This window comes from Granulicella sibirica (assembly GCF_004115155.1).
Classification (GTDB): domain Bacteria; phylum Acidobacteriota; class Terriglobia; order Terriglobales; family Acidobacteriaceae; genus Edaphobacter; species Edaphobacter sibiricus.
This window is the reverse complement of record NZ_RDSM01000002.1, coordinates 998,739-1,025,574: the sequence shown is the minus strand read 5'-3', so window position 1 is coordinate 1,025,574 and position 26,836 is coordinate 998,739. Positions and strand designations below refer to the sequence as shown.

Sequence of the window (26,836 nt, the reverse complement as noted above, 5' to 3'; positions counted from 1 at the left end):
GTTTAGCCGTTCTGGTTGTTGTAGCCAGTGACGGCGCTGTAGATCTCGTTGATTTCGTTGAGCTGCGATGGGATGGACTGTAGGATCTGGTTGGCCGTGTTGAGCTCGTTGGTGAGCGAGATCTTCTGGGTGGCGAGAACAGCATCTTCCTTGGTGATGCTGGCGTTGAGGCTGGCCTCTTCCGAGGTGTTTTGCTGCTGGGCGAGGTAGACGAGGCCGTCCGGGGCCTGGGTGCCAAGGTTGTTGAGCGCGGAGGAGACAGTCTGGCCGAAGCTGCCGCTGTTCTGAAGGAAGCCGGCGACATCGGAGTAGCTGGTGTTGAGCGTGGTGTCGAGGGTGGCGTTGTTAAGGGTGAGGGTGCCATCGTTGTTCACCGAGAGGCCAAGCTGGGCGATGCTGGTGATGCTTCCGCTGCCTCCCCCGCCGGAGAGCGCGGACTGGAGCTGGCTCTGGACGGTGGCGAGAGTGGGGCTGCCGTAGAGGGGCTCGGCTGCGCCGGTGGCGTCGTTTCCTTCCTGGCCGTTGATGTCCTTGATGACGGCGTTGTAGGCGGTGACGAAGGAAGAGACGGCGGATTCCACGGAGGAGTTGTCGTTGGCGATGGCGATCTGGCTGGAGCCGGTGGCGAGGGCCTGAAAGGTGACGCCGGGGATGGCTCCGGTGATGGTGTTGGTGGCGCTGGAGATGTTGACCCCGTCGACGGTGAGGCTTGCGTTGACGCCGGTCTGGCCGGCGTTGAGGTCGAGCGTCGCCGGTGTGGTGTTCGAGGTTGTGGTGTAGGTGAGGGAACCTGAGATGCCGGAGATGAGGGACTGTCCAGCGGAGCCGCCGGTGCTGCTGACGAGTGAGAGGCGGGAGCCGGTGGAGTCGGTAATGACGCTGGCATTAACGCCGAGATCCGCCGCGTTGATGGAGGCGGCGAGGCTGGCGAGGGTGTTGTTGGAGCTGCCGATGGTGATGGTGGTTCCCGCGATGGTGATGGATCCACTGAGGACGGCGCTCGAGTCGGTGACGAGGTCGGAGTATTCACTGGCGGTGGTGGCGAGGGAGTTGACGACGACGGTGTGGCTACCGGCGGTGGCGGTGGCGTCGGCGCTGGCGAGAGCGACGACGTTGGTGTTGGAACTCGATCCCTGCTTGCTGGCGAGGACGCCGGTGATATCGGTGAGGGATTGAATGCTGGTGGTGAGGGTCGAGAGATCGGTCCCGAGCGTGGTGAGGACCGTGTCCTGTGCCTGAAGCGTGGCGAGCTGGTTCTTCCACGGCGTCTCGATGGCGCCCTGGATGGCCAGGATGGAAGAGACGGTGGTGCTGACGTCGAAACCTGTTCCGCTGGTGGCAGATCCGAAGTTGAGTCCAACTGTTGCCATGATCTGATCCTCGATACGCTGCTCCCGGGTGTGGGACGATGCAGACGAAGGGCCGGGCTGATGACCGGTTTGATAAGAGGCTTTTTATCCGCAAATGAAAAGACGGACGGGCCATGACGGCCCGTCCGTGGTTGGAGGCGATCCTTACTGAACGAGCTTGAGGATCTCCTGTTGGACAGCATTCGCCTGGGCGAGCGCGGCGATACCGGTCTGGCTGAGCACCTGAAGGTTGGCGAGCTGACTGGTGGCCTGGCCGTAGTTGGTGGCGGTGACGGCGCTGTAGGCCGACTGGAGGTTGACCTCCTCGGTGCTGGCGACGTTTCCGGCAGCGGTGAGCTGGTTGACGGTTGCGCCAATCGTTCCGCGCTGGTTGGAGATGTCGCCGATCGCATCGGTGATCTTGATGAGCGCGGCGGCAGCGGAACTTTGCGACGTGAGGACCGAGGAGCTGAGGTCGATGCCAGCACCGCCTCCTGTCGCGGTTCCGACGCTCGCGGTGGTGAGAACGCCGGTCTTGGCCGCGATGGTGGTCAGGCCAGCGGCTGAGCCGTCGGTTACGACGATGTTGGTGGTGGCGGCGGTGAGGACGTTGATGCTGTTGAAGTTGGCACCGCTGCCGATGTTCCCGATCTCAGCGAGGATGTTCTGGAACTCGGCGTCGGCATCGGCGGACTGGGCGGTGGTGAGGGTTCCGGTCGAGGCTTCGGTGGCCAGCGTGGTGGCGCGGTTGAGGAGGCTGGTGACCTGCGAGAGCGCGCCATCGGCGGTCTGCAGGAGGCTGACACCCTGGCTGGCGTTCTGGACGGATTGCGTAAGGGCAGCCTGATTTGCGGCCAGACCGCTGGCGATGGAGAGACCGGCGGCATCGTCGGAGCCGGTGTTGATGCGCGAACCGGAGGAGAGCTGCTGGAGGACGGTCTGGAGACTCGCCTGAGTCTGGTTAAGGTTGTTTTGTGCGTAGGTGGCGGCAACGTTTGAAAGGACGCCCAATGACATTGTGATCTCTCCTGGATTCTGAGGCTCGGTTGGTGCTGCGTGAAAGCGGGGACGCCTGTTCCCGATACGTGGTTTAGGCACGAAGCGTTTCGATGTCAGGACGCTTGTGCCTTCAAGATGCGGAAGGCTCCGCGTTCCCAGACCTCATCGGCCCTGTGGTGGAAACCATGAGGGAAATGGACCGATTGGAGAAGGGAATGGCGATTGTGGAGATGACGGCCGATTCGCTATTGACGGGGAAGGGGATGCCGATGAAGCGAGGGAAGGGATGACCTGCGCATGATCGAACTGACACGGTTGAATGGGAGTCTGCTGGCGGTGAACTGCGACCTGATCCGGTATGCGGAGTCTGCTCCGGACACGCTGTTGACCTTGATCACGGGCGAGAAGCTGGTTGTGCTGGAGCCATGCGATGTGGTGGCGCGGAAGGTGCTCGAGTACAGGGCGAAGGTACTGCGCGCGGCGTGGCCGGATGCGGCAGGAGCGCTGATTGCGCGGCACGCGTGGGACGTCAACAATATTGTGCGCGCGGCGAACGAAGACGAGTAACGGCAGGGCAGCCTGGGAGGGCTTGACGTCATGGATATCGCCAGCTTCGGTGGATTAGCGCTCGCAATCGCGGGCATTCTCGCCGGCATGATGATCGAAGGTGGAAGCATCGGGCAGATTACGCAGCCTACGGCGGCGATGATCGTGGTGGGTGGGACGGCGGGTGCGGTGATGCTGCAGTTTCCGATGTTCATCTTTATCGCGGCGCTGAAGCAGGGTGCGAAGGTGTTCTTCGCCGGAGGAGCGGATGGCGAGGCGATTGTGACCCAGCTTGTGGAGTTTGCGAATAAGGCGAGGAAGAGCGGCATCGTCTCTCTGGACGCTGACCTTGGCACGGTGTCCGATCCTTTTCTGAAGCAGGCATTGATGCTCGCGGTGGATGGCACGGAGCCGAGCGAGGTGCGCAAGATCATGCAACTCGAGCTGGATAACAAGTCGGAAATCGAGGAGAAGATTCCGGCGGTGTTCGAGGCCGCTGGTGGATATTCGCCGACGGTCGGGATCATCGGGGCGGTGCTTGGGTTGATCCAGGTGATGCAGCATCTCGACAACATTGACGAGGTGGGCCGAGGGATTGCGACGGCGTTCGTGGCGACGATTTATGGCGTGGCGATGGCGAACCTGATCTGCCTTCCTGCCGCAGGGAAGCTGAAGTTTCGGCACCGCGAGGAGACGATGATCAAAGAGATGATGCTTGAGGGCGTCGTGTCGATCCTCGAGGGGATGAATCCCCGCATGATTGAGACCAAGCTGAGGACCTACCTGTTCGAACACAAGCCGGCCCCGGCGACGGGCAAGGTGGCGGAGGCGACTGCATGAGCAAGAAGAAGCATCCTGAGCACGTAAACCATGAGCGATGGCTGGTTTCCTATGCGGACTTTATTACGCTTCTGTTCGCGTTCTTCGTGGTGCTGTTTGCTTCGGGGCAATCGGACAAGAGGAAGCAGGTGGAGTTGTCGCGGGCGATGCAGACGGCGTTCACGCAGATGGGGATCTTCGATCGGAAGTCGATACAGCCTTCGATCTCGGATTCGTCCGGTGGGAATGACCTGGACAAGCCGACTCCGCTTGGATCTCCCATGCCGACCGAGGAGCAGGTACAGATTGCGGCGAAGGCTGCCATCGATCAGGAGAAGAGGCTGAGAGAGGCTTTATCGGCGAAGGCGCTGACAGGGAATATGCCGGACCAGAGTGTGTTGTTGAAGAGCACCGCGGAGGGTCTGGTGATTTCGCTGCGGGAGGCGGGGTTCTTTGGTTCGGGGTCGGCGGAGGTGCGTGAGGAGTCGATGCCTTTGCTGTTTCAGCTTGCAGCGTCGATGCCGGAGGGGGCGGTGCGTGTGGAAGGGCACACGGATAACGTGCCGATCCACACTTCGCAGTTTCCGAGTAACTGGGAGTTATCGGGAGCGCGAGCCGCAGCGATTGCGCGGGTGCTGCTGGAGCATGGGCATGTGAAGCCCGCGGAGATGGCTACTGAAGGGCTGGCGGAGTTTCATCCGGTGGCTTCGAACGGTGCTGAGGCTGGGCGGGCTCTGAACCGGCGCGTCGATGTGATTGTGTTGCGTCGGCCGATCGTCGCGAAAGAAGCTTCTATTTCTGCTGCACCGGCTGAAGGCCCGAAGATGGAGAACACGAAGATGGAGAACACGAAGGTGGAGAGCCCGAAGGTAAAGCTTCCTTGAGAGATCATTGCGCTTCGATGCCCAGGATCTTTACGATGACGCGCTTCGAGCGTTGACCGTCGAACTCGGCGTAGAAGATGCGCTGCCAGCGGCCGAGGTCGAGGCGACCTTTTGTGATTGGCAGGGTGGTTTCGTGGTGGAGCAGCAGGGCCTTGAGGTGGGCGTCGGCGTTGTCTTCGCCGGTGCGGTGGTGCTTATAGCCGGGCCAGGCGGGGGCGAGCTTTTCGAGCCAGGTGCTGATGTCTTCGATGAGGCCGTCTTCGTGATCGTTGACGTAGATGGCTGCGGTGATGTGCATGGGCGAGACGAAGCAGAGGCCGTCGTCGATGCCGGAGCGGCGGACGATCTGCTCGACTTCCGGGGTGATGTGGACCATCTCGTAGCGATCCTTCGTGTTGAAGGTGAGGTATTCGGTGTGGGCTTTCATCTGGGCCATGGGCTCTCCTGAGGGTGTGATGCTGGGTGGGGCTCAGACTTATACTGACAGGATGCCGGATGTGTCCGCGGATGTGCTGTTCCATGAAGGGCTCGACTGCATGGCGGCGGGGGATCTCGATGGGGCGATCGTTCGTTTGCGGGAGGCGTTAGGGGCGGAGCCCGGGCATCGGGATGCGACGCATGGGTTGATACGAGCTCTGGACCAGGCGGGGCGCGGGGATGAGGCGCTTGGGGTGGTTCAGGCATTGATTGCAGCGGAGCCTGAGGATGTGCTGGCGCGGACTAGCTTGTCCATGATCTACCAGAGGATGGGGATGGTGCCGGAGGCGGAGAAGGCGGCGCTCGAGGCGAAGCTGTTGGACTGGAAGAGGCAGCTAAAGGATGGTGGGGATGAGTGATGTGCGGCTTTATGTGGCTACTTCGAATGCGGGCAAGATGCGGGATTTTGTTGCGGGGTCGGGTGGGCGGGTGAGGCTTGAGCCGTTGCCGGGGCTGAAGGATGTGGCGGCTCCGGCGGAGGACGAGGAGACGTTTGAGGGGAACGCGGGGGTGAAGGCGAGGTACTACTCGCTGATGGCGCCGGGGGAGATGGTGATTGCGGATGACTCGGGGCTGGAGGTGGATGCGCTGGGCGGGGCGCCGGGGGTGAGGTCGGCGCGGTACGCCGAGGATATGGGGTTCGCGGGGCCGGCGGGGGCTTCGGTGGATGAGCGGAATAATTTTTGCCTGCTGGAGGCTCTGGCTGGAGTGACGGAGCGTGCGGGAAGGTATCGGTGCGCGCTGGCGGCGGCAAAGGATGGGGTGGTGCTTTGGGGGGCCTCGGGGAGCCTTGAGGGGAGCTTGTTGGACTTGGCGCGTGGGTTGGGTGGGTTTGGGTACGATCCGTATTTTTATGTGGGGGAGTTAGGGAAGACGATGGCGGAGATGGGGGCGGAGGAGAGGCTCGCGTTAAGCCATCGGGGGAAGGCGCTCACGGCTTTGCTGGATGCGATGGGGATGTAGGGATTTGTGTGGTGTGCGGATTTTCGCACAGGATCGCCGGTAATCGAACGGATTGCGGGTGTTCGCCTTGACTCTCGTTCTGGGCGGGCGGAATAATCCCTATTGCCGCGCCGATTCTGGTGCGTTTGTCACGACCACGTTTTGAGATAAACAGGAGCTTGCCCCATGGCCGCTGCCGCCCCTCCCGCACCCCCTGCTTCCGCTCCGCTACACGGAGTGCAACCGCTTCGTGCGGGGCAGGGTCACTCGTTCCTGTGGCGGAAGCTGCATTCGCTTTCGGGGATCGTGCCGATCGGGGCGTTCCTGGTGGAGCATATCGTCTCGAACTTCGAGACGATGAATGGGCCCCTGGCTTATGCGCAGCAGGTGAAGTTCCTGAACGCGCTGCCGCTGGTGCGGGTGCTGGAGTGGGGTCTGATCTTTATCCCGCTGGCGTTTCATGCGCTGTATGGGGTTTGGATTGCGTTTCGCGGGCGGGTGAACGTGAACGTTTATCCGTGGGCGGGGAACTATGCCTACATTGCGCAGAGGGTGACGGGGCTGATTGCGTTCGTCTACATCATTCAGCATGTATGGCGGCAGAGGTTCTCGGGCGTAAGCCTGCCGGAGAACCCGGCGATGGCGTTCCACAAGGTGCAGGTGGAGTTATCGAATCCGTGGATGCTGGCGATCTATGTGATCGCGATGGTGGCGACCTGCTGGCACTTCGCTTACGGGATCTGGTTGTTCGCGGCGAAGTGGGGCATCACCCCGGGTGAGCGGGCGCGGAAGCGTTCGGGGTATGTGTGCGGGGCGTTTGGCGCGGCGCTTTGTGTGATGGGGCTGATGAGCATCTGGGCGGTGGCGTTCAATCCGGCTTATAAAGATGCTCCGATTCCTTATATGCCATCGCAGCCTGCGGGTGTGGTTGAGCCTGCTCCGGCGAGCGTGGTGCCGGGCACTACGAATCCGCAGCAGCCTGGGAATGTTCAGTAGTGCATTGGCGCACTAGAGTTCGATAGAAAGAGACGAGATATGGCGGCAGGTCCACGGATTATCGTTGTTGGCGGCGGGCTCGCGGGGCTCGCGGCTGTGATCAAGATCGCCGAGGCTGGTGGGACGGTTGATTTGTTTTCGATCGTGCCGGTGAAGCGGTCGCACTCGGTGTGCGCTCAGGGCGGAATCAATGCGGCGAAGGATCTGAAGGGCGAGGGAGACAGCGTCCTGAAGCACTTCGATGACACGATCTATGGCGGAGATTTCCTTGCCAACCAGACGCCGGTGAAGCAGATGACGGCGCAGGGTCCGGCGATCATCGATCTGCTGGATCGCATGGGTGTGCCGTTCAATCGCACGCCGGAAGGACTGCTGGATTTTCGGCGGTTCGGTGGGACGCTCTACCAGCGGACGGCGTTTGCTGGCGCTACAACCGGGCAGCAGCTTTTGTATGCGCTGGATGAGCAGGTTCGCCGATATGAGGCTGAGGGTAAGGTAACGAAGTACGAGGGCTGGGAGTTTCTTTCGGCTGTGCTGGACTCGAAGGGCGCATGCCGTGGGATCGCCGCGATGGATCTGCGGTCGATGGAGACGAAGACGTTTCCTGCGGACGCGATCATCGTTTGCACCGGTGGGAACGGGGCTATTTTCGGTAAGTCGACTAACTCGGTGGTGTGTACCGGGTCGGCTCAGTCGGCGCTATACCAGCAGGGTGCTTTCTATGCGAATGGAGAGTTCATCCAGGTGCATCCTACTGCCATTCCTGGGGAAGACAAGCTGAGGTTGATGTCGGAGTCGGCGCGTGGCGAGGGTGGGCGCGTCTGGGTTCCGAAGGATAAGAACGATAAGAGGCTGGCGCGGTCGATTCCTGAGGGAGAGCGCTGGTACTTCCTCGAAGAGTGGTATCCAAAGTACGGGAACCTTGTGCCGCGCGATGTGGCTACACGCGCGATCTTCAAGGTGGTGTATGAGCATGGGATGGGGATCGATGGGCAGCCGATGGTGTATCTCGACCTGACCCATCTGCCTGCGGCGCGGTTGAATAAGCTGGAAGGCATTCTCGAGATCTACGAGAAGTTCGTTGGGGATAACCCGCGCGAAGTGCCGATGAAGATCTTCCCCGGCATGCACTACACGATGGGCGGGCTATGGGTGGACTTCAACCAGCAGACGAATGTTCCGGGCGTGTTTGCGGCGGGTGAGGCGGATTACTCGATCCATGGAGCGAATAGGCTTGGGGCTAACTCGCTGCTGTCGTGTATCTATGGCGGATTTGTCGCGGGACCGAATGCGATGGCTTATGCGAAGGCATTGCCTGCGATGGAAGGCGATGGCGGGCATGCGGCGGAGTTACAGAGGCAGAAGGAAAAGAATGACGCCCTACTGAGCTCGACCGGGACAGAGAATCCGTTCAAGATATGGCGTGAGCTTGGGGAGACGATGACCAAGCATGCCACGATCATTCGGTATAACGCGGGGCTCGATGAGGCGGATGCGAAGATCGTCGAGTTACTGGCGCGGTATAAGAACATCAATCTTTCCGATAAGAGCCAGTGGGCGAATACGAGCTTTGCGTTCACGCGGCAGCTTTACAACATGTTGGAGCTTGGGCGCGTGATTGTGCAGGGAGCGCGGCTGCGGGATGAATCGCGCGGGGCGCATTACAAGCCTGATTTTCCGGAGCGCAATGACGAGAAGTTCCTCAAGACGACGAAGGCCGGGTTCAAGGATGGCGCGCCGGCGTTCGAGTTTGAAGAGGTCGATATCAGCCACATCACACCGCGGGCACGTAACTATGCGGCAACGGCATAAGGGGTAAGAGTTATGGCTACTGCGGGTCGCACGATCAAGGTTGAAATCAAGCGCCAGGCCACGCCGGACAGCGGGGCGGTGACGGAGAAGTTCGAGATTCCGTACCGGGCGAACATGAACATCACGTCGCTGCTTGGAGAGATTGCGCTGAACCCGACGACGACGGAGGGAAAAGCAACGACACCGGTTGCGTATGACTCGAACTGCCTGGAGGAGATCTGCGGGTCGTGCGCGATGCTGATCAACGGCAAGGCGCGGATGGCATGCTCGGCGCTTGTGGACAAGCTGGAGCAGCCGATCACTCTGGCTCCGTTGTCGAAGTTTCCGGTGGTGCGAGATCTTGCTGTGGACCGGTCGGTGCTGTTCGAGAATCTGAAAGCGGTGAAGGCGTGGGTTCCGGTGGATGGGACGTATGACCTTGGGTCAGGTCCGAGGCAGTTTCCGCAGTTGCAGGAAGAGCTTTATCCGCTGTCAAATTGCATCTCGTGCACGATCTGCATGGAGGTCTGCCCGCAGTTCAACGATGCTACGGGGTTCGTTGGGGCGGCTACGATTGCACAGGTGAAGCTCTTCAACAACAACCCTACGGGGAAGGTGCTGAAGGAAGAACGGCTTCGGGCGCTGGCGGGAGATGGCGGTGTGCAGGAGTGTGGATATGCGCAGAACTGCGTCCAGGCCTGCCCGAAGCAGTTGCCGTTGACGGAGGCGATCTCGGATGTGAGCCGGGATGTGATCGTGCAGCAGTTGAAGGACTTCTTTACTCATTAGAGAGTGGGTCAAAGGAGAAAGGGCGTGGCTCGATGGCCACGCCCTTGGTGTTTCCGGTTACAGATTACTTGGTGAAGAGGCCGCCGCTGTTGGAGCGGACTCCGCCTACGGTGTCGGACTTCTCGGAGTGGCTCTGAATTTTCGAAGCCTTGGACGCTGCGTCGTCAGCGAGATGGTCGATCTTCTGAGCGTCGGTTTCAAGACGGTTGGTGCTGTCATCGTGATTGATCTGTGGGTTGGTGCTCACATCAGTGCTCATGGGCTTACCTCACACAGTACGATGCGGGTGCGGAGGGTGGGGTTTCCCTGTGGGTGAACCCGTGGCGTGGGCGGGGGCATCGAAAGAGCATGGTACAGACGTTGAAGATCGAGAATATGCACTGCGGGGCTTGCGTGCGGCGGGTGACGATGGCGCTGAACAAGATTCCGGGGACAGAGGCGGAAGAGGTGCAGATCGGCGCGGCGCGGGTGAAGACGGAGGCTGCGCCGGAGGTGGTGCTTGCAGCGCTGGCGAAGGCGGGTTACCCGGCGCAGGCCGAATGAGCGCCATGGAACAGATCACGCTGCCTATTGGGGGGATGACGTGTGCTGCCTGCCAGCATCACGTGGAGGTGGCGCTGCGTGAGGTTCCTGGGGTTGGGTCGGCTGAGGTGAACCTGCTGGCGAACAAGGCCATGGTGACGTATGACCCGGCTGCGGTTCGTCTGGAGGCGCTGCTGGGGGCGGTGGCGGAGGCAGGATATGAGGCTTCGCTGCCTGCTGAAGATGCCGGCGAGGCGGTGAGTGAGGATCGGGAGCCTCATCTGAAGCTTCGGGCGGGGTTGGCGCTTGCGGCGGCCGTGGTGGCGATGGTGGTGTCGATGTCGCTGATGGGCGGCGGGGGTGCCTCGGCGGGTGTGGCTCGGTGGTTTCTGCTTGTGCTGACTGTGGCGGTGATGGGGTTTGTGAGTCCGCAGACATATTCGCGGGCTTGGTCGGCGGCGCGGTATGGGTCGACAAATATGAATACGCTGGTGGCGATCGGGACGCTGGCGGCGTTTGGGTATTCGCTGGCGGCGACGGCGTTTCCGGGGGCGTTCGAGCGGGTGGGGCTGGCTCCGGATGTTTACTTTGAGGCGGTGGTGTTCATCCTGGCGTTTCTTCTGCTGGGGTCGGTCCTGGATGCGCGTGCGCGACGGCGGGCTACGGATGCGCTGCGTGGGTTCGCGGGGCTGAGGCCGGAGACGGCTTTGCTGGTTCGGGACGGGGTGGAGCGGGAGGTTGGGCTGGCGGAGGTGCTGGCGGGGGATCTGGTTACGGTGAGGGCGGGAGACCGGGTTCCGGTGGATGGGGTTGTCATAGGCGGGCGATCGGCGGTGGATCAATCGCTGCTGACGGGCGAGTCGGTGCCGGTGATGAGGTCGGTGGGGGATGAGGTGATCGGGGGGACGATCAACCTGGATGGACCGCTGACGGTGAGGGCTACGAATGTTGGAGCAGCGGGGGTGCTGGCGCAGATGCAGAGGCTGCTGGAGCAGGCGCAGACGAGCCGGGCTCCTATGCAGAGGATGGCGGATCGGGCTTCGGCGGTGTTTGTGCCGGTGGTGCTTGGGCTCGCAGCGGCGACGTTCCTCGTATGGATGGGGGTGGGTGGGTTTGGAGTGAGGATGCTGCCGAGGGCGGTGTCGGCGGCGGTTGCGGTGCTGGTGATTGCTTGTCCGTGCGCGATGGGGCTGGCGGTACCGGCGGCGGTGACGGTGGCGATTGGGAGAGCGGCGCAGCGGGGGACGCTGATCAAGGGTGGGGAAGCGCTGGAGCGGCTGGCTCGAGTGGATGTGATTGGGCTGGATAAGACGGGGACGCTGACGGTGGGCGAACCGCGGATTGTTGGGGTGCGGTTTGCGGATGGGATCTCCGAGGCTGAGGGACAGCGGTTTCTGGAGATTGCGGCGGGGCTAGAGGCGCGGGTGAATCATCCGCTGGCTCGGGCAGTGGTGCGGTATGTGGGTGGATCGGTTGATATTGACGATGTTGCGGTAGAGCCGGGGATGGGTGTTTCGGGGAGCGTTGGTGGCTTGCGGGTTGTGTTGGGAAATGACGCCATGCTGGCGGAGGCTGGGGTTCGGGTGGCGGAGCCTGGTGCGCGAGCGACGTTGGTGCATCTGGCGGTTGATGGGAAGCATGTGTTGACCTTGCAGGCAGAGGATGTGGTCAGGGACTCGGCTGCGCTGGCGTTGGGAGAACTGCGGGGGCTTGGGGTTGCAGTGCACATGCTGACCGGGGATCGGGTGGAGGCGGCCGCGTCTGTAGCGGGGGAGCTCGGGATCGTGGGGGATGCGGTGCATGCGGGGCTGCTTCCGGCGGGGAAGATGGAGTTTATCCGGGCGATGCAGGGGGCGGGGCATCGGGTGGCGATGGCGGGAGACGGAACGAACGATGCGGCGGCGCTGGCACAGGCGGATGCAGGATTTGCGATTGGGTCGGGAACGGACCTGGCGCGGGAGGCCGGGGATATTGTCCTGATGAGTCCTTCGGGATCGCTTGCGCTGACGGCGATTCCGGATGCGATCCGGCTGGCGCGGCGGGCGGTGCGGACAATGAAGCAGAACCTGTGGTGGGCGACGATCTACAACATCCTTGGGCTGCCGGTTGCGGCGGGGGTTTTGTATCCGCACTTTCATGTTTTGCTGAGTCCGGTGCTGGCTTCGGCTGCGATGGCACTTTCGAGCACGAGTGTGCTGGTGAACTCGCTGCGGCTTCGTCGATTTCAATAACGCAACGTCTACACTGAAGGCAGCACATCTATTCATGCGGATCTTTACCAGGTACATTCTTCGCGAGGTCGTCTCCCATGCCTTTCTGGGAGTGGCCCTATTTACGTTCGTGCTTTTCGTGGGGCGGTTAGGGAAGATCGTCGACCTGGTGGTGCGGGATTCGGCCTCGTTGAGCGAGGTGATGCGGATCGTTGCCTATCTCCTGCCGGATGCACTGACGGTTACGATTCCGATGGCCGTGCTGGTGGGGATTCTGCTTGGGCTATCGCGGCTGGCGGCGGATAGCGAGATTACGGCGATGCGCGCTTGCGGGATGAGCGCGTTCGATTTCGTGAAGATCGTATCGATCGTGTCGGTGGCGGCGCTTGGGCTTGGGCTGGTGAACTCGCTCTATCTGGCTCCACGGTCGGCGGCTGCGCTGCTTGCTCTCCAGGACGAGTTGAAGACGACGCAGGCCTCGTTCGAGGTGCAGCCCAGGGTCTTCTATGAAGACTTCAAGAACATGGTGCTTTACGTGCAGGATGTGACTCCGGCGGCAGGCGCGGCGCTTTGGCGGCATGTGTTTGTCGCGGACCTGACGAAGCCGGGAAGCCCGAACGTGACGACGGCAGATTCGGCGATCGTGGTGAATGGGACGGCGAGTGACGGGACGCAGCAGGCCAGGATGCATCTATTGAACGGCGGTCAGCACCAGGTAGCGACGGCGAATCCGGATCAGTACGACATCTCGACATTTGCTACCTCGGATGTACCGCTGCAGTCGGGAGCGCAGGATGAGCCAAGGGTGTCACGGATGGACACGCCTCTGCTCGCGTTGTCGATGCCGGAGCTTTACAAGAACGCCACGCAGGCGGATGCGAAGGCGGCAAGGCCGTTCCGGATCGAGCTGAACCGGCGGTTCTCGTATCCATTTGCTTGTCTTGTGCTGATGCTCGTGGGCGTGCCGCTGGGGCTGTCGTCTAAGCGCGGGGGCAAGTCGACAGGGTTCGTGCTGACGATCCTGCTGGTGTTCATTTACTACTTCCTGGCGCTGGTCGGCGGAGCGTTGGCGCGGCAGGGGAAGCTACCTCCGTTCCTTGGAGTCTGGGGGGCAAACCTGCTGTTCGCGGGTGTCGGGATACTTTTGCTGCAGGAGATGTCGCGGGGAGGGGCGGTGCTGGCGGCGGTGTCGGGTGCCGGTTCTTACCTTGCAGGGCTGCTTCCGGGCAGGTTCGGGTCGGATGCGGCTGAAGAGACGCCCGGACATAGACGCGAGCGCGTGGATGCGCTGATCGTGTACAGGCTGCGCAGGCTGAGGAGTGCGCTGCATTTCCGGTTTCCGCTTCTGCTGGATGAGTACGTGATGCGCGAGTACGGGATGAACTTCGGGATCGTGCTGCTGTCGTTCTCGGCCCTGTTTGTAATCTTTACGTTCTTCGACCTGGTTGGAGACATCATCCGGAATAAGACGGCTGTGGTGACGGTGGGGAACTACCTGCTGAATCTGCTTCCATTCATCCTGGACCGGGTGGTTCCACTCTGCTCGCTGGTGGCGGCTCTATTGACGTTTGGGGCGTTGAGCAGGACGTCGGAGCTGACGGCGATGAAGGCCACAGGGATCAGCATTTATCGGATCATCGCGCCGGTGCTTGTGCTGAGCGTGGTGATCGCGGGCGGGCTGTTCGCGTTCGACGAGCTTTATCTGCCGGCGGCGAATCGGAGACAGGAGGCGCTCCGGTCGGAGATCAAGGGGAAGCCGGCGCAGACGTTCCTCAGGCCGGAGAGGAAGTGGATTTCGGGGCAGGATTCGGGGATGGCTCAGCCGGTGAGCATGCCTGCTGTCAAGCTGCCGGTAGGGCTGACGGGTGGGAGTGGGACAGCGGTCCAGAGCCCGGACCCCGCGAGGATCTTTTACTACCAGTTCTTTGATCCGGACCGGAACGTCTTCGCGAACCTTACTGTCTTTGAGTTTCAACCGGCAACGTTCAATCTGCAGCGAAGGATCTTTGCCGCGTCGGCGCGATGGGATAGCGGGGTAAATGGGTGGGTGTTCGATAACGGGTGGACGAGAACCTTTGCGGGTGAAACGGTCTCGGGCTATCAGAAATTCGATCGAGCTACATTTCCGGAGATTCGCGAGCAGCCGGGTTACTTCAAGAAGGAAGATCTGCAATCGCAGGAGATGAGTTATGGCGAGCTGGAACGCTACATCTCAGACTTGAAGCAGTCTGGCTTCGATACGATGCGGTTGAAGGTGCAGCTCAACCACAAGCTGGCTTATCCGCTGATGACCTTCATTATGGCGGCGCTGGCGATTCCTTTCGCGCTCTCGATGGGGAAGCGCGGAGGCCTGGCCGGTATGGCCTCCGCGATTGGGATTGCGATTCTCTACTGGGTGATCTCGAATACATTCGAGGCGATGGGGAATGTGAATACGCTGCCTCCAATGATGGCGGCGTGGACGCCGGATGTGCTGTTCGGGTTCGCGGGAGCTTACTTGCTGCTGCGAACGCCCACCTAGGCTTGAGTTCTCACGCTACGCGGCGGGAGTTGTCGTCCTGACGGTTGCGGTTGGTGGCTCCGAGGTTGACGCTGACGATCTTGCTGACGCCGGGCTCCTGCATGGTGACGCCGTAGATGACGTCGGCCTGACTCATGGTGCGTTTGCTGTGGGTGATGACGACGAACTGGGTGTTCGCGGACATCTCGGCGATGAGCTTGGCGAAGCGGCCTACGTTGGTCTCGTCGAGCGGGGCGTCGACTTCGTCGAGCACGCAGAAGGGGGCAGGCTGGAACTGGAAGATGCCGACGAGGAGCGAAAGGGCGGTGAGGGCCTTTTCTCCACCGGAGAGGAGAAGGATGTTCTGGAGCTTCTTGCCCGGGGGGCTGGCGACGATGTCGATGCCGGACTCGTTGGTATTTTCGGGCTCGGTGAGCTTCATGAACGCCTGGCCTCCGCCGAAGAGCTTGGTGAAGGTGACGGAGAAGTTATCGTTAATGACCTTGAAGGCCTCTTCGAACTTGACGCGGGAGACGTCGTCGATCTCCTTGATGGACTCCTGGGTGTTCTGAATGGAGTCGAGGAGGTCCTTGCGTTGGGTTTCCAGGAAGGCGTGGCGCTCGGCGGTCTCGTTGTATTCCTCGAGGGCCATCATGTTAACGGGGCCCATGGCCTCAAGCTTTTGCTTTAAGTTACGGGACTCTTCTTCCTCAAAGGAAAGGGCTTCACCTTCAATTCGGGCGATAGTGGTGTCGGCGCGCAGATCGGTGGCGGGGAGGCCAAGATCGTTGAGGCTGGTTGCCTCCATGTGCTCGATGTCAGAGGTAAGGCGGGCGGCGCGAGCAGTGTGGTTGGCGCGCTGCTCGCGGAGGGACTCGGTTTCGGTGCGGAGGTGGCGGAGCCTCGCGTCGAGTTCAGCCATAGCGGCGCGGAGCTGGGTGGCTTCAGACGAAAGACGGGAGGCGGTGGCGACGGCCTGAGCGCGAGTCTCGGAGAGTTCCTCGTGCTGGATGCCGAGGGCGGAGGTCTCCTCTTCGCGGCGGAGCTTCTCGGACGCGGCGGCGGTGAGCTGCTGGTCGAGTTGCTGGATGCGCTGCTGTTGGCCGTTGTAGAGGCGGGTGGTCTGCTCGAGGTTGGCGGCGGCGTTCCGGCGGCGCTCTTCGAGGGCGGCGAGGGCAGCTGAGGCGGCAGCGGCGGACTGCTGGAGGTGCTCGCGCTCGCTGCGGAGCTCTTCAAGCTGGGACTGGACGTCGCCTAGCTTGACTTCGAGGGCGGTCCGCTCGACTTCGAGGGCTTCAGCATCCTGCTGGCGGCGGGCGATGAGGTCCGACTTTTGATTGCGGGCATCCTTGTTGCGTTCCGTGGTGATCGACCAATCCTGGAGGCGGCGTTCGAGGCGGGCGACCTCGGATTCCATCTGGCGGAGGGCTGCTCCGGAGTTGGCGGATTCGCGCTCGGCGTCGCGGCGGTCGTGGTTGCGATTTTCGATCTCGGTGTTGAGATCGGCGATCTGGTGCTGGAGATCGGTGGTCTGTTTGTCGGTCCCGGCGAGGGCCTTCTGCGCGGCGTCTACCTTGGACTGGACTTCGGAGAGTTCGCGCTTGAGGGCGAGCGGGCCTTGCGCTGAGGGGCGTCCGCCTGTGACGGTGAGGTGCTGGAAGGATTCTCCCGATGGGGAGAGGAAGTAGGCGTCCGGATATTGGACGGCGAGGGTGCGGGCGGTTTCGGTGTCGGGGGTGATGTAGCCGTTCGAGAGCTTGGGGAGGATGGATTCTATGTTTGCGGCGAAGTTGGGAGCGTCCGCGGGCGGGTTGATGCGGATGCAGTCGCGGAGAGGGATGAGGCCCTCGGCTTCGGGAACATTCGGGGAACCCACCTTAGACGACGATGAAGCTGGCGTCGAAGGTGGGGCACCCTCGTTCGTGGTGATGAGGAAGGTGGCGCGGCCGGCTACTTCTTTTTGCAGGAGCTGGACGCTGGTGTCGGCATCCTCCCAGTTGCGGACGACGATGTAGTTCAACTCGTCGCGGAGGAACTCGTCGACGATCTTTTCGTACTTGCCGTCGACCTCGAGGAAGTCGGCGAGGGTGCCGACGGGGGCGGCCGACGGGGCTCCGGGGTTCTGCTTCGCGCGGTTGGTGTGGGCACGGAAGATGTTGCGGACGGTGTCGGTCGAGTAGGAGTGCTCGCGGATGAGGGACTCTAGGGCGTTGCGGCGACCGTTGAGGGTAGCCTGTTCTCCGCGAAGCTGGTCGCCCTTGCGCTTGCTCTGGCCCTCCTGCTGACGGGCCTGGTCGAGCTGGGCACGGTAGCTGGAGATCTCGGACTCGAGGCGCTTGAGGCGGTCGGTGACGTCTTCGAAGCTGAGCTTGACCTGGCCCCGCTGGAGGCCGAGGGTGGCTAGTTCCTGGCGGGCGTGGTCGGACTCGGTGAGGAGGCGCTCGGACTCGCGCTCGAGACCGGCGAGGGCGGCGGCGGCCTGGGTCTCTTCGTTGCGCGTCTGGGAGATACGCTGGACGAGCTGCATGATGGCACGGCGGTTCTGCTCGGCCTGCTGCTCGGCGGAGGCGAGGGCGCGGACGCCTTCCTGGGCGAGCTGCTGCTGGCGCTGGGCTTCGGCGCGCGATTCGCCTGATTCTGCGCTTGCTGTTTCGGCGAAGGCGCGGTGCTGCTCGAGGTCTCCGGCGAGCGTGGCGAGTTGGGCGCGGGCGGCGGCGAGGTCGTCCTGGCCCTGGGCGAGGCGGCTGGTGAGCTCGGCGACGCGGTCGGTGTTGGCGGCGGCGCGGGCGGTGCTGCGCTCGAGCTCGACGGCGGACTGGTTGGCGGCGGTGTTGGTCTCGCGAATCTGCTGGTCGAGGGCGTAGCCGGAGCGGACGCCTTCGGTGTGCTGCGCGTCCATCGTTTCGAGGTCGGCGGCCTGGGCGTCGATCTGGGTGGCGAGGGTGCTGATGGCCGTGGTGGCGGTGGCTAGTTCGTGGTCAAGCTGGGAGAGGCGGCTGGCGAGGACGACGCGGAGGCGGGTGCGGAGCTCGTCGCGGATGGCAGTATAGCGCTCGGCCTTGGCGGCCTGGCGCTTCAGGGTGCCCATCTGCTTGGTGACTTCCTCGAAGATGTCGTTGACGCGCGAGAGGTTCTGACGGGCGGATTCGAGTCGGAGTTCGGCAAGGCGCTTCTTGGTCTTGAAGCGGGTGATGCCGGCGGCCTCCTCAATGATTCCGCGGCGGTCGGCGGGCTTGGAGCTGAGGAGCTGGCCGATGCGCTCCTGGCCGATGATGGCGTAGGACTCGCCGCCGAGGCCGGTGCCCATGAAGATGTCTTGAATGTCGCGGAGACGGCAGATCTTTCCGTTGAGAAGGTATTCGGAGTCGCCGGAGCGAAAGAGGCGGCGGGTGATGGTGAGCTCGCCAGCGCGGATGGGGGCGCGGCCGAACTTGCGACGACGGATCTTGAGGACTACGTTGTTGGGATTCTCGGTGAGGGACGCTTCGGCGTTTGGGTCGGCTTCTGAGGCGGGGGCGGGTTTGGCTTCGCCTTCGATGAGGGTGCCGGGCTGGGCCTCGGCTACGGCTTCTTCGGTCTCGGCGGCGTGTTGCTGACGGAGCTGGCTCTCGTCCCAGTCGCCGGTGATGGGCGTGGGGGCTTCAAGGGTTTCGTCGTCAGGCTCGGGAGAGTTGCTGTCGTAGACTTCGGGATCGACGAGGGTGAGGGAGACCTCGGCCATGCCGGTGGGCTTGCGGTCGCGAGTGCCGGCGAAGATGACGTCTTCCATCTTGATGCCGCGGAGACTCTTGGCGGACTGCTCGCCGAGCACCCAGGTGATGGCGTCGGAGATGTTGGACTTGCCGCAGCCATTGGGGCCGACGATGGCGGCGATGCCTTCGCCGGAGAGCTGGACTTCCGTGCGGTCGCAGAACGATTTGAAGCCAAGTATCTGGACCTTTTTGAGCTTGAGCATCGTGCCTCGTGACTGGGGCGTCGCCCGGCGGCAGAAAGACGGCGCGGCGGACGGGCCTGGGTATGAATTAACTGTAGCCTTGGGGTGGGGCGGAATCAACGGAGCGTAACCGGGCCGAATGTGGATAAGAGGGCATAATTGCGGGGATTTCGACTGGCTACGGACGTTGTTTGCCGATGCGTCGAGGAAAGTGCAGGACGAAGAGCAGAGGCGTGCCATACTCGTGTGTGAGGCTCTACTTGCAAGTCGGGGAAGCGCTTTCTATAATCCGCATCATCGGCCTCCGGACGAGAGGATTTTCTTTCGTACCGCGCCAGCCATCGGGCGGGATGCGGCGGGATACCGGAGGGCGGCTTGACGTCGTTCTCCTTTGCAACCAAAACTCCTGACCGCGGGAAAGATCCCGGCACCAAGTGACGGGGACACCGGCGGCAGCATCGTATGACCAAAGTATTGAGGAGCTTTGCATGAAGAAGGTAATGGTTGCGTCTCTCCTGTCTGCAATCGCCGTTGGCTGCGTCGCACCGGGAGCACGCATAGCGTACGCGCAGGCTGCCGCGGCTCCGGCCGCAGGAGCACAGGGCGGTTCTGTTCAACTCTCGCCAGCGGAATACGCCGCCTATAACAACGCGGTCACGCAGACGGACCCGAAGGCGAAGGCGGCAGCGCTCGAAGCGTACCTGACGCAGTATCCGCAGAGCGCGGTAAAGGCCGATGTGCTCGGGCAGTTGATGATCGCGTACAGCACGTTCGACGTGGCGAAGACGATCGACGCCGCAGATCGCCTGCTGCAGATCGATCCGACTAACCTGCGGGCGCTGACGCTCGAGGTTTACGGTCGTCGTTCGCAGGCTGACCAGCTAACTGACCCTGCGGCGAAGCAGACCGCGCTCGATCAGGCTGCGAGCTACGCGCAGAAAGGTATCGATGCCGAGGCGACCAAGCCGAAGGACATGAGCGACGCAGACTTTACGGCGATCAAGGGTAAAGCTACCCCGATCTTCTACAGCGCGATTGGCACGGCTGCTCTGAACAAAAAGGATGCGGCGGCGGCGATCGCGGCGTTTACGTCCGAGCTGCAGGCTGTTCCGGTGGCTGATACGCAGACACCTGGTCCGCTGCTTCAGGACACGTTCTTTCTCGGTCAGGCTTACTACTCTTCGACTCCGCCGGATTACGTGAAGTGCACGTTCTTCGCTACTCGTGCTGCGGCTTATGCTCCGGATGCCTTCAAGGCTCAGCTCCAGCCTACGGCCACCTATTGCTACAAGAAGTACCACGGGAACGCCGATGGGTATGATGCGGTGGTCACGGCTGCCAAGGCGAACCTGATGCCTCCGGCAGACTTCACCATCACTCCTGCTCCGAAGGCTTCCGACATCGCGCACTCGACCGTGACGAGCACTCCGGACCTTGCGACGCTTGCGCTCAGCGACAAGGAATTCATCCTGACGAACGGCACGCCTGAGGATGCGGACAAAGTGTTCGCGACCATCAAGGGCAAGTCGGTTACGATTCCCGGGGCGACTGTCGTTGAGGCTACTGACAGTGTCCTGAAGGTTTCGGTTTCAGATGATGCCGTTCAAGGTAAGGTTGCGGACTTCACGTTCAACATGAAGGAGCCTCTCAAGACGGTTCCGACGGTTGGAGCGAAGCTTGACCTGACGGGCACGTATGACTCTTACACTCAGACGCCTGCCATGATCGTGATGGCGGATGGCGCTCCCGTGGCCAAAAAGGCTGCTGCGCCGGTTCACCACACCACCGCGCACCATAAGTAAGGCTAACCGGCCGCGTAGTAAAGAGGCGCTCCTTCGGGAGCGCCTCTTCTTGTTTGGGTGTGCTTCTTACTTCGGAGTTGGTGTCTTCGAGAGGGGCAGGTACTGGTCTCGGAGTTGAGTCTGGCGGCTGGTCATCGGGATTGGAACTCCGCCGATGAAGACCTGCTGGACGGAGGTGCGGACGTCGAGCGGGTCGCCGTTGGCGATGACGACGTTGGCTACCTTGCCGGTGTCGAGTGAGCCCTGCTTGTCGGCTACGCCGAACATCTCGGCGGGGTTGAGGGTGAGGGCCTTCATTGCTTCGTCGTAAGGTAGGCCGTAGGCGACGGCGTATCCGGCTGCGTATGGGAGGTTCCGGCTGTCTGACGTTGGACCGTCCGAGAGGCTGGAGAAGGCGATCTTGACACCGCGCTTCTGGAGTTCGGCGGGCAGGGAGTAGACGGCGTCGTAGCGCTCGTTGGGGCGTGGGGCCGAGTAGATGGAGCCGACGATGACTGAGACCTTGTAGGACGCGATGGTGTCGAGGAGATCCTGGGCGTGGGTGACGTGGTTGAGGATCACCTTGAGATGGAATTCGTGGGCGATGCTCATGGCGACTTCGACTTCGTAGCTCTCGTCGGCTGCGAGGACGACGGGCTTTTCGCCCTTCAAGTAAGGGATTAAGGCCTCGAACTTCAGGTCGACTTTAGGTGGCGGTCCCTTGTGATCGGGCTTTGCGGCAGCGGCCTGTTCGGCCATGTAGTTCTGCGCGTCAAGGAAGGTCTGGCGGAGCTGCGAGGCGAGCCCCATGCGGGTGGAGGGGAACTTGGAGGCGCCTCGGCCGCTGCCCTTGCGGCGGACGTCGCCGATGAAGTTCATCGCGAGGGCAATGTCGGGAGTGACGATCATGGCGTTGCGGTCGCGACCGTAGAGCTGGATGAGGGCGTCCTGGCCGGCGATGGTATCTTCGGAAGCGGGAGCGACGATGGCAGTTGTGACGCCGTTGATACGCTGGACGGGAATGCGGACGGTTTCGGCGTGGAAGGCGTCTACAACACGCATCTGAGGCATGATCTCGTCGCTGGTCTCGGCGAGGTCGTTACTGTTCTCGTCGGACTCGACCTCGGTGAGGCCGAGGTGAGTTTCGGCGTCGAAGAGGCCAGGGTAGACAGTCATACCCTTGGCGTCGAAGATTTGCGCACCCTTGGGGATGGCGGTCCCGGCGGTGCCTACGGCAGTGATCCTGCCGTTCTCGAGGATGAGTACGCCGTTGTCGATGGTGCCGTGGGTGATGGTCAGGAGTTTGCCGCCGGTGATGGCGATGATCTTTGGCGGATCGGTGGTGGTGAGGTTGGGGCCGGTGAATTTCGGGGTTTGGGCGGTGACGATGCCCGTGAGGGTGATGGCGGCGAGCGCCAGCGCTGTGTTCTTGAAGTTTTTCACTGGCCGTCTCCAATCTCGTCGTCATTTCCGGAGAAGCCGCTGGTGTGCATGACGCCGTGGAAGTGGGTGGTTCCGAAGCCGGGGAGGCTGCTGTCGAAGAAGAGGTCGCCGTCGATGTAGACCTTTTCAGCGCGGGCGTAGGTGGAGAGCGGGTCGACATTCCAGATGACGAGGTCGGCATCCTTGCCGGTGTCGATGGAGCCTGTCTTGTCGTCGACGCCGATGATCCATGCGGGGTTGAGGGTGACCATGCGGATGGCTTCGTCCTCGGTGGCTCCACCGTAGTGAATCATCTTGCCGGCCTCCTGGTTGAGGCGGCGGATGTAGTCGTTGGAGTCGCTCTTGAGGGCGACGCGGACGCCTTCGCGCATGCTCATGGTGGCGTTCCATGGGATGGCGTCCCACGCTTCGTCCTTGTAGCCCCACCAGTCGGCGAAGGTGGCGATGGCGGTGCCGGTAGGGGCGATCTGGTCGCCTACCTTGTACATCTCGAGGGCGTGGTGGAAGGCGCGGATCTTGTAGCCGTACTGCCTGGCGATGGCTTCCTCGGTGAGGAATTCGTCGGCGCGGTAGCAGTGGATCTGGACGAGGAGTTTGCCCCGGAGGATGTCGGCGAGGGCTTCGAGCTTAAGATCGCGCTTGGGAGCTACTGCGTCCTTGTCTCCCTTGACGACCTTGGCCTGGTAGGCGTCCTGGGTGGCGATGTAGTTCTTGGCGTCCTCGAAGGACTGGCGCATGATCTCGAAGTTGCCCATGCGGGTGGACGGGAGTTGGTCGCGGCCGCCGTAGACGCGCTTGGGATTTTCGCCGCTGGCGAACTTGATGGAGCGCGGGGCATTGGGGAAGAGCATGGCCTCGCGGGAGAGACCGAACTTGTTCTTGATGACGACGGCCTGGCCGCCGATCATGTTCGCCGAGCCGTGGAGGAGCAGTTCGGTGGTGACGCCTCCGGCGAGGGCCTGGTAGAGCGCTCCGTCGGAGTTATCGAAGGCATCGATCATCATCATCGAGGGCGTAACGGGGCTTGTAGCCTCGTTGATGTCGTTGCCTAGGGCTGAGTGAGAGTGTGGGTCGATGATGCCGGGGGTGAGGTACTTGCCGGAGGCGTCGATGACGACTGCGCTCGATGGAGCGTTAACGGTGGGGCCGACTCCGGCGATCTTACCGGCGTGAACCCATACGCTGCCGTGGTCTATGGTGCCGTGGGTGGCTGTCATCACGGTGGCGTTCCTGATGACGAAGTCGGTGGGGGCAGGTGGCGGGGCCTGGGCGTGAAGGCCGATGGCCGACAGGGCGAGTGTGGATGCGAGAATGCCCTGTCGGCGTCTGTTACGGAGAGTCGCGTGATACAAGAATGCCTCCCGATAGCTCTGCGGGGATGGTTGCGGTAAGTTACGCGCCTGCCGCGGGACTCGCCTTTACCTTGTCGCTGATCAGACTGACGGCTCGCCGGGCAGAGAGGGCTGCGCCTTCCTGCCAGCCGACGAGGTGGCTGATGGTATCGCCGGCGAGATAGATGGGGCCGTCGGGCTCGATGACGGTGTCGTAGCCCGCTTCGCCGCCGCCGTACTCGGCTATCCAGGAGCCTTCGTTCCACTTGACGTGCTTCCAGCCGCAAAAGATCGGGTTCTTGAGGTCTTTGCCGTGACCGGGGTGGATCTTCTCGATAGAGGCGCGGGAGGCGGCGAAGCGCTGCTCGTTGGTCCAGTCGCTGAAGCCGGGGACCTGTACCTCATCCATGTAACCGGAGACGACGATACCGGTGGGATGGTTGAGGCGGGAGCTTGGATACCAGATTGGGCTCGGGCCCTGCGAGACGAAGGAGAGGCCGCCGTAGATGTTGTAGTCCGTTTCCCAGAAGCGCGGAGCTTCCCACGGGATCTTAAAGGACGCGCCCATGGTGCAGTTGTCGATGGCGTTCTTATAGGGCGCGGACAGATCGTTGGGGATCTTCTTGAGCATGGAGAAGGGCAGGGCGCTGACGCAGAAGGGGGCTTCGATCTGCTTGGAGTGGCCGCCCTGGGTATAGCTGATGCGGACGCCAGTGGCGGTCTTGCGGATCTCGGTGACAGGGGAGTTGTAGTGGATGATGGGGCCGAGCGATTTCGCGAAGGCGTAGGGGATCTGGTCCATGCCGCCGACGGGCTGCATCATGGTGGCCTGCCAGTCGGAGACCTCCTCGTAGAGGATGCCGTTCCAGAAATCGGCGTCGAGGAGGGTGTGCATGTCGAGGGGGACTTCGTCGACTTCGACCTGCTTTCCTGCGCCTGGGTAGACCTTGATGCCGGCACGTTCGGAACCGACATAAGCGCCGGTCTTGTCGAGTGGGCCGTAGACGCCGAGGAAGTCGGCCATGCGGGTGCGGTCTTCAGGAGTAAGCGCGGAGTCGAGCGCACCCTGCTTGATACATTTCGCGAGGAGCTCGGAGACGTGGCCGCGGGTGTCGTTGATAGCTTTGCGCTGGGGAACGGGTTTACCGCCGTTGGCCTTGTCGTTCTGGAGCAGGGACGAACGGGTGGTGTTGATTTCGACTTCGAGGGGCACCCCGAGTTCGCGGGCGTAGCCGAGCATGGTGACGTGAGTGCTCGGCAGGCGGGCTGGACCGAGGTTCTGGTAGTTGCCCTCTTCCCAGGCGATGGTCTGGGTGGTCCCGTCGATGAATTCGACTTTGGTGCCGTTGCGGCCGGTCCAGTTACGACCGCCGGGGCGCTCGCGGGCTTCGAGGAGGGTTACGTCGTAGCCATGCTTGCGAAGCTCATAGGCGGAGACAAGACCGCCAATACCGCCGCCGAGAACGACGACCTTTGTGCCCTTACCGACGGTCGACGAGGCGTTGATCGGCTCGGCGAGGACGGCCTTCATCGGGATCAGGCCGAGGGACTGCATGGTGGTGAAGGCAGCGGTGTAGCCACCGGCCTGGCCTACGCGCATCAGAAAGTCGCGCCTGCTGATTGGCATTCTGGAGAGCCCTCTTCGTCGTTTCGTCAGTGGTTCCGTGAACAGAGGATGAGACCACGCCTGGCCCGCATGAGCGAGAAAGATGTGGGATCAGGAGAGATGCAAGGCCGATGCGTCCAGAGTATCGCAGAGTGACAGGAGCGTGAAAGCGAGTGGTGATAAGGCTGTGATAGTTTGGCTGCCAGAGGGACTCAATGCTTACTGGTTCGCGGCTATTTCAGTGTGTCGCTTTGCTTGCGCTTTCGTCGATTGCCGGCCCGGTGTGGGGACAGGATTCGCTTGTGGTGAAGACGGATAAAGGTAAGGTTGAGGGTTCGCTCACGAAGGACGGAAAGGTACGGGCGTTTCGTGGGATTCCGTTTGCCGCGCCTCCGATTGGGGACTTGCGTTGGAGGGAGCCGCAGCCCGCGGCTAAGTGGGATGGTGTCCGGTCGACGAAGGCGTATGGGGCGCACTGTGTTCAGAACCCGGTGTTCGAGGACATGCTGTTTCATGATCCGGGGCCGAGCGAGGATTGCCTGACCTTGAATGTCTGGGCTCCGGTGGGGGCGAAGCCGGGGAGCCTGCCGGTGATGGTCTGGGTGTATGGCGGTGGGTATCAGGGTGGAAGTACCTCCGAGAATCGGCAGGATGGGGAGTTTCTGGCGCGCAAGGATGTTGTCGTTGTGACGATGAACTACCGGATGGGAATCTTCGGGTTCTTCGTGCATCCGGAGCTGACGGCGGAGTCGCCGCATCATGCTTCGGGGAACTATGGGTTGCAGGATCAGGCGGCGGCGCTCGCCTGGGTCAGTAAGAACATCGAGGGGTTTGGCGGGAATCCGAAGAATGTGACTTTGTTCGGGGAGTCGGCGGGGTCATTCTCGGTAAGCGCGCTGATGGCTTCGCCGCTTTCGCGTGGCTTGATCGCGAAGGGTATCGGCGAGAGCGGTGGGGCGTTGCCAGGGGCTCGCGGAGGCTGGTCGACGCTGAAGGAGAGGGAAGAGCGGGATAGCGCATTTGCGCAGGCGGCTTACGGGACCTCGAAGCTTTCGGAGCTGCGGCAGATGACTACGGAGGACATCCTGAGGGCTACGGGGCCGAAAGCTATGCCGAAGAGCCCGGGGTTCAGTCCGGAGGTGGATGGGTACTTCATGCCGAAGCCGGTGGAGGAGATCTATGCGGCGGGTGAGCAGGCGCATGTTCCTCTGCTTGCCGGATGGAATACGAATGAGGGTGGAAAGCCGAAGACGACCGCCGCTGACTTTAGAGAGAAGGCAAAGACGGAGTTCGGCGATGACACGCCCAAGTTCCTGGAGGTTTACAAGGCCGGGACGGATGAAGAGGCGCAGGACTCTGCTATTGACCTGGCCGCGGACCGGTTTATTGCTTTCGGGACGTGGCGGTGGATCGAGGCGCAGGTGAAGACGGGTGGATCGCCGGTCTATCGCTATCACTTTGAGCTCCCGAATCCGGGGGACCGGTTCCACAAGGTCGAGAGCGGGGCCTTTCACTCGGATGAGATTGAATATGTGTTCGGAGCGCTGGATGGGCGGCCGGAGATGAAGATTCGACCGGAGGATCGCGCTGTTTCAGAGCTGATGAGTTTGTACTGGACGAACTTCGCGAAGAAGAGCGATCCGAATGGGCCGGGGCTGCCGAAGTGGGGGGCTTACTCGGCTGCGGATGACTGGCAGGTGATGCATATCAACGTCGAGTCGGAGTCGAAGCCGGATATGCATCGGGGACGGTATTTGTTCCTGCAGGAGCACTGGGGGAAGCCTAAGTCTTAAATCTCCGGGTGGATGGACGCGGGGCGAAACAGACGCAGATTCCCTTCGGGAATGACAACCAGAAAGGCAACGACTCGGAGTTCGGCTTTATCGGCTCCCGCCTTGGCAACGGTGATGCTGTTGC

21 protein-coding genes are annotated in these 26,836 nt (G+C 62.1%); 13 read left to right on the top strand and 8 right to left on the bottom strand.

Annotated elements, in window-relative coordinates; all coding sequences use genetic code 11:
- Positions 1-2: 2 nt before the first annotated feature.
- Positions 3-1,370, bottom strand: coding sequence for a flagellar filament capping protein FliD (gene fliD, locus GRAN_RS15170; protein WP_128913828.1), 1,368 nt, complete (start codon positions 1,368-1,370; stop codon positions 3-5).
- Positions 1,371-1,514: 144 nt separating this feature from the next.
- Positions 1,515-2,366, bottom strand: a complete 852-nt coding sequence (locus GRAN_RS15165) for a flagellin (protein WP_128913827.1) — start codon at positions 2,364-2,366, stop codon at positions 1,515-1,517.
- A 279-nt stretch (positions 2,367-2,645) separates the two neighbouring features.
- Between GRAN_RS15165 and GRAN_RS15160 the strand changes: the two genes are divergently transcribed.
- From GRAN_RS15160 to GRAN_RS15150, 3 genes are read left to right on the top strand one after another with little or no spacing between them, the layout of a single operon-like run.
- Complete coding sequence (locus GRAN_RS15160) at positions 2,646-2,915, top strand: flagellar FlbD family protein (protein WP_128913826.1); 270 nt, start codon at positions 2,646-2,648, stop codon at positions 2,913-2,915.
- A gap of 30 nt (positions 2,916-2,945) precedes the next feature.
- Positions 2,946-3,734 (top strand): flagellar motor protein, encoded by a 789-nt coding sequence (locus GRAN_RS15155; RefSeq protein ID WP_128913825.1) that lies wholly within the window; start codon positions 2,946-2,948, stop codon positions 3,732-3,734.
- The gene (locus GRAN_RS15150; RefSeq protein ID WP_128913824.1) at positions 3,731-4,597 is read left to right on the top strand and encodes a flagellar motor protein MotB; all 867 of its coding nucleotides are present in this window, start codon (positions 3,731-3,733) and stop codon (positions 4,595-4,597) included. The genes GRAN_RS15155 and GRAN_RS15150 overlap by 4 nt, the downstream gene beginning before the upstream one ends.
- Positions 4,598-4,601: 4 nt before the next feature.
- Here the strand turns inward: GRAN_RS15150 and GRAN_RS15145 are convergent, their stop codons facing one another.
- Positions 4,602-5,033: a secondary thiamine-phosphate synthase enzyme YjbQ gene (locus GRAN_RS15145; protein ID WP_206662776.1), complete on the bottom strand. Its 432-nt coding sequence runs from the start codon at positions 5,031-5,033 to the stop codon at positions 4,602-4,604.
- On the opposite strand from GRAN_RS15145, the gene GRAN_RS15140 reads away from it, so the two are divergent.
- The 5 genes from GRAN_RS15140 to sdhB all read left to right on the top strand — a co-directional run bounded on the left by GRAN_RS15140 (position 5,011) and on the right by sdhB (position 9,592).
- Positions 5,011-5,433, top strand: a complete 423-nt coding sequence (locus GRAN_RS15140; protein WP_128913823.1) for a tetratricopeptide repeat protein — start codon at positions 5,011-5,013, stop codon at positions 5,431-5,433. The genes GRAN_RS15145 and GRAN_RS15140 overlap by 23 nt on opposite strands.
- The gene (locus GRAN_RS15135) at positions 5,426-6,037 is read left to right on the top strand and encodes a non-canonical purine NTP pyrophosphatase (RefSeq protein ID WP_128913822.1); all 612 of its coding nucleotides are present in this window, start codon (positions 5,426-5,428) and stop codon (positions 6,035-6,037) included. Before GRAN_RS15140 ends, GRAN_RS15135 begins: the two co-directional genes overlap by 8 nt.
- 165 nt (positions 6,038-6,202) lie before the next feature.
- Positions 6,203-7,012, top strand: a complete 810-nt coding sequence (locus GRAN_RS15130; protein WP_128913821.1) for a succinate dehydrogenase/fumarate reductase transmembrane subunit — start codon at positions 6,203-6,205, stop codon at positions 7,010-7,012.
- Positions 7,013-7,051: 39 nt separating this feature from the next.
- Positions 7,052-8,824: a succinate dehydrogenase flavoprotein subunit gene (gene sdhA, locus GRAN_RS15125; RefSeq protein WP_128913820.1), complete on the top strand. Its 1,773-nt coding sequence runs from the start codon at positions 7,052-7,054 to the stop codon at positions 8,822-8,824.
- A 12-nt stretch (positions 8,825-8,836) separates the two neighbouring features.
- On the top strand, positions 8,837-9,592 hold the full coding sequence (gene sdhB / locus GRAN_RS15120; RefSeq protein ID WP_128913819.1) for a succinate dehydrogenase iron-sulfur subunit: 756 nt from the start codon (positions 8,837-8,839) through the stop codon (positions 9,590-9,592).
- Between the two features lie 64 nt (positions 9,593-9,656).
- On the opposite strand, the gene GRAN_RS15115 is transcribed toward sdhB, so the two are convergent.
- Positions 9,657-9,851, bottom strand: a complete 195-nt coding sequence (locus tag GRAN_RS15115; protein ID WP_128913818.1) for a hypothetical protein — start codon at positions 9,849-9,851, stop codon at positions 9,657-9,659.
- An 89-nt stretch (positions 9,852-9,940) separates the two neighbouring features.
- Here GRAN_RS15115 and GRAN_RS15110 point away from each other — a divergent pair, with 89 nt between their 5' ends.
- From GRAN_RS15110 to lptF, 3 genes are read left to right on the top strand one after another with little or no spacing between them, the layout of a single operon-like run.
- Positions 9,941-10,135, top strand: a complete 195-nt coding sequence (locus GRAN_RS15110) for a heavy-metal-associated domain-containing protein (protein WP_128913817.1) — start codon at positions 9,941-9,943, stop codon at positions 10,133-10,135.
- Positions 10,132-12,345, top strand: a complete 2,214-nt coding sequence (locus GRAN_RS15105; protein ID WP_128913816.1) for a heavy metal translocating P-type ATPase — start codon at positions 10,132-10,134, stop codon at positions 12,343-12,345. The genes GRAN_RS15110 and GRAN_RS15105 overlap by 4 nt, the downstream gene beginning before the upstream one ends.
- A 34-nt stretch (positions 12,346-12,379) precedes the next feature.
- Positions 12,380-14,845 (top strand): LPS export ABC transporter permease LptF, encoded by a 2,466-nt coding sequence (gene lptF, locus GRAN_RS15100; RefSeq protein WP_128913815.1) that lies wholly within the window; start codon positions 12,380-12,382, stop codon positions 14,843-14,845.
- A gap of 10 nt (positions 14,846-14,855) precedes the next feature.
- Here the strand turns inward: lptF and smc are convergent, their stop codons facing one another.
- A complete protein-coding gene (gene smc / locus GRAN_RS15095; protein WP_128913814.1) occupies positions 14,856-18,779 on the bottom strand; it encodes a chromosome segregation protein SMC in 3,924 nt (1,307 codons plus the stop codon).
- 467 nt (positions 18,780-19,246) lie between these two features.
- Here smc and GRAN_RS15090 point away from each other — a divergent pair, with 467 nt between their 5' ends.
- On the top strand, positions 19,247-20,560 hold the full coding sequence (locus GRAN_RS15090) for a hypothetical protein (RefSeq protein WP_128913813.1): 1,314 nt from the start codon (positions 19,247-19,249) through the stop codon (positions 20,558-20,560).
- 66 nt (positions 20,561-20,626) lie between these two features.
- Here the strand turns inward: GRAN_RS15090 and GRAN_RS15085 are convergent, their stop codons facing one another.
- Genes GRAN_RS15085 through GRAN_RS15075 form a run of 3 tightly spaced genes read right to left on the bottom strand, consistent with a single transcriptional unit; the run spans position 20,627 to position 24,940 of the window.
- Positions 20,627-21,982: an amidohydrolase family protein gene (locus tag GRAN_RS15085; protein ID WP_241654653.1), complete on the bottom strand. Its 1,356-nt coding sequence runs from the start codon at positions 21,980-21,982 to the stop codon at positions 20,627-20,629.
- Entirely contained in the window at positions 21,979-23,334 is a 1,356-nt protein-coding gene (locus tag GRAN_RS15080) for an amidohydrolase family protein (RefSeq protein WP_241654650.1), read from the bottom strand. Before GRAN_RS15080 ends, GRAN_RS15085 begins: the two co-directional genes overlap by 4 nt.
- Positions 23,335-23,374: 40 nt before the next feature.
- Positions 23,375-24,940, bottom strand: a complete 1,566-nt coding sequence (locus GRAN_RS15075) for a flavin monoamine oxidase family protein (RefSeq protein ID WP_128913812.1) — start codon at positions 24,938-24,940, stop codon at positions 23,375-23,377.
- Between the two features lie 194 nt (positions 24,941-25,134).
- Between GRAN_RS15075 and GRAN_RS15070 the strand changes: the two genes are divergently transcribed.
- Positions 25,135-26,712 carry a carboxylesterase/lipase family protein gene (locus tag GRAN_RS15070; RefSeq protein WP_128913811.1) on the top strand — a complete coding sequence of 526 codons (1,578 nt, stop codon included), beginning with the start codon at positions 25,135-25,137 and terminating at the stop codon, positions 26,710-26,712.
- Positions 26,713-26,836 lie beyond the last annotated feature (124 nt).